The organism is Faecalitalea cylindroides ATCC 27803, assembly GCF_000469305.1.
GTDB lineage: Bacteria > Bacillota_I > Bacilli_A > Erysipelotrichales > Erysipelotrichaceae > Faecalitalea > Faecalitalea cylindroides.
In genome coordinates, this window is the sequence record NZ_KI270998.1 from 4,489 (window position 1) to 7,136 (window position 2,648).

The 2,648-nt window shown below is 30.7% G+C and carries 3 protein-coding genes; 2 read left to right on the plus strand and 1 reads right to left on the minus strand.

Going from position 1 to position 2,648, the window contains the following annotated elements; all coding sequences use genetic code 11:
* The first annotated feature begins 155 nt into the window (after positions 1-155).
* Together HMPREF0367_RS05200 and HMPREF0367_RS05205 are read left to right on the plus strand one after the other, a co-directional pair.
* Positions 156-701 (plus strand): hypothetical protein, encoded by a 546-nt coding sequence (locus tag HMPREF0367_RS05200; RefSeq protein WP_035401901.1) that lies wholly within the window; start codon positions 156-158, stop codon positions 699-701.
* Positions 702-713: 12 nt separating this feature from the next.
* Positions 714-1,640: a hypothetical protein gene (locus HMPREF0367_RS05205; RefSeq protein ID WP_035401904.1), complete on the plus strand. Its 927-nt coding sequence runs from the start codon at positions 714-716 to the stop codon at positions 1,638-1,640.
* A gap of 118 nt (positions 1,641-1,758) precedes the next feature.
* On the opposite strand, the gene HMPREF0367_RS05210 is transcribed toward HMPREF0367_RS05205, so the two are convergent.
* Positions 1,759-2,385: a hypothetical protein gene (locus HMPREF0367_RS05210; protein WP_035401907.1), complete on the minus strand. Its 627-nt coding sequence runs from the start codon at positions 2,383-2,385 to the stop codon at positions 1,759-1,761.
* Positions 2,386-2,648: the final 263 nt, after the last annotated feature.

A 2,648-nucleotide genomic window follows, 5' to 3' on the forward strand; every position in this document is an offset into this window, starting at 1 on the left:
CCTCTATACCCCTTTGTTTTCAGTATAGAAACAAGGAAAAGTAATCAACTATTTATGAAAAGATTATCTTCGATAGAATCCCTTACAGATATTTTAATTTATGAATTAATTTTTTGTTATATATGTACTAGAATAAAGATAAGAGAGAATTCATTATGAAAATCAAAATCTCAAATCTATTTCTACTGATTAGTGAAGTATATTCAGATTTAAGTAACAGTGCACCCTATCACGATGTATATCATAAACTACTGCACGGATATCAAGGTGTTTCCCGTAATCCAATAGTCATGACTGGGAATTTTGCAGATGAAGATAATCTACATCCTTATCAAAATGAAGAAATTGATTATGCGGGAATACTGGTTTTCTATGAGAATTATGAAACAAAACAATGGACCATTCAGGAATTTAAGGACAGGTGGACCGTAGAATTGTTTATCATGGACTCTGTTTATAATCTATGTATAAATCATCCATGTACGACCATCATAGAAGATAACGCCGTAGTCGATTATGATATTTATTATCCACATCTTTACGAGGAAGTGGTGGATGGAGAACTGGTATCTGAAATATTAAAAATCCATGAATTACATCGAGATGGCGATTACTTTGTGACAACACATGAAACAGCTGCCAGTACATTTGATAGAGATGAACTCATCTTTGACTGGGAATGCGACTATGACAATTATTAAAGGAGAAGCAAGATGGAAACAAACAACGTATTTAGATTAAATTTAAAAACAGGAAGTGCAGAAAACTATGTTGACCCAGACGAACTGTTCGAGCACTGTTTAGAAAAAAACATAATCGGAGTAGGATGGCCCGTTGATGAACCTGTTAACAGCGTCGAAGAATGGGTAAAAGAGGGAGAAAAGAAATATAATAATCGTTCCTTCATCAATGCGGCTAACAACATGGATAAAATTAAAAAAGACGACTTAATATGGATACGAAACCATGGAACTTACTATCTATGCCGAGCTAAGGGCAAAGCTAAAATAGAATACGATAAAGAACATGATTTAGTCTGTGTTGTAGATGTATGCATTACAAGAATAGGAACTTTGGAAAAAATTGCTGCAAAGATTCGAAACAGCTTTATTGCTCGAGCTGCTATTCAAAGAATTCATTCAAACACTGAAGACAACGAAATTGAACTTATTTCCAAACTTCTATACAACAAATACAATGAGGAACATTGGGCATATGAATTACCTAGCAATAAATTAATTAATCCTGTAAAGTTATTACAATCTGAAACGATTGAAGAAATATTAGGATTGTATTTACAAACACACGGATATTATATTTTTTCCGGAACCAATAAACTGTCTACACAAACTTATGAATACGTAGCTGTTAATAAAGATGAACCACACGAAAAAGTATACACTCAGGTAAAAACGGGTGGTGCTACAATTAGTATTGATGTATTTAAGGATATCCTAGAAAAAGAAACAGATAGTAAACTATATTATTATGCTGAAAAAGAAAACAATGAAGTTGCCTCATCTGATTATTCAAGTCGTTGTAAATATATATCTCCAGATGTTTTGAACGAATTTATTAAAGCGAACAGAAAAATCGTTCCGGAGTATGTAAACGAATTATTCGACTTAATTGAAAACTAATCTAAATTTGAACCTTTAAAAAAAGCGTTGGTGCAATCCAACGCTAAATTTATTTATCGACAGTTTTTCATATCATCTATACAAGATATCTATTCAAAAAAACGTGTCTAGACACACTTTATTTAATATATTTCCTCAATATTTTATTTTTAGAAATTATGTTTTCACAAACATATCGATATAATTTCTCTGAAGGCCAAATATGTTTTTCGTCGTAATAGTAATCCATTGGTAACTTAATTATTGGAAGATGAGAGTTTGATATTCCACAAAATTCCATATTTATTTCATCTCTGTAACCTATGCATCCTTCCTCATCAGGTTTCATTTTCCTATTCCGATACTTTTCAAACTCATTAGTATCACAATAAGGCTTTAATAAAGAAATTTCATATTCAGTTAATTCAGTTCCATAAGAAAAAATTAATTTCTTCCCTATAGGCAGTTCATGTAAAAAGATGGGTTTAAAATTAGTCTTTTCGTTTTTCATATACACTCCTGAAGAATGAGGACCACTTGGATAATATTGTATTTTTGTTCCATCAGGAAATATGAATTCTTCTAATGCAGGATAACTATCGATAATTGCACTAGTTTTATCGAATGTTTTGAATACTTGATAACCTAATTCTTTATTAACTAAGTCTAATAAAAGAGTTCTCTCTTCGCCTTCAAATTCTCGCCATAACCATGAATCAAATTGTACTTTTGTGAAATATATTTTTCCTTCTTCTATATCTTTCATTGTGTTGACTCCATTACTATAAGAAGTATAACATCACAAATATTAGTTGAACACAAATATCAATTAAATATAATAATTCTTGATATACAAAAATATGTACCTAATGCTTTGAAACTATAAAATAAAACAAATAAAAAGTGTTCACAATACATGAACACTAACATCAATGTATGCAAGAGAATATAGATGGAATTATCTGTTAAAAAGTAGACAACAATTACAATGTAGGTTACTACGAAGTATTCAGTAAAGGATGTCGCTAA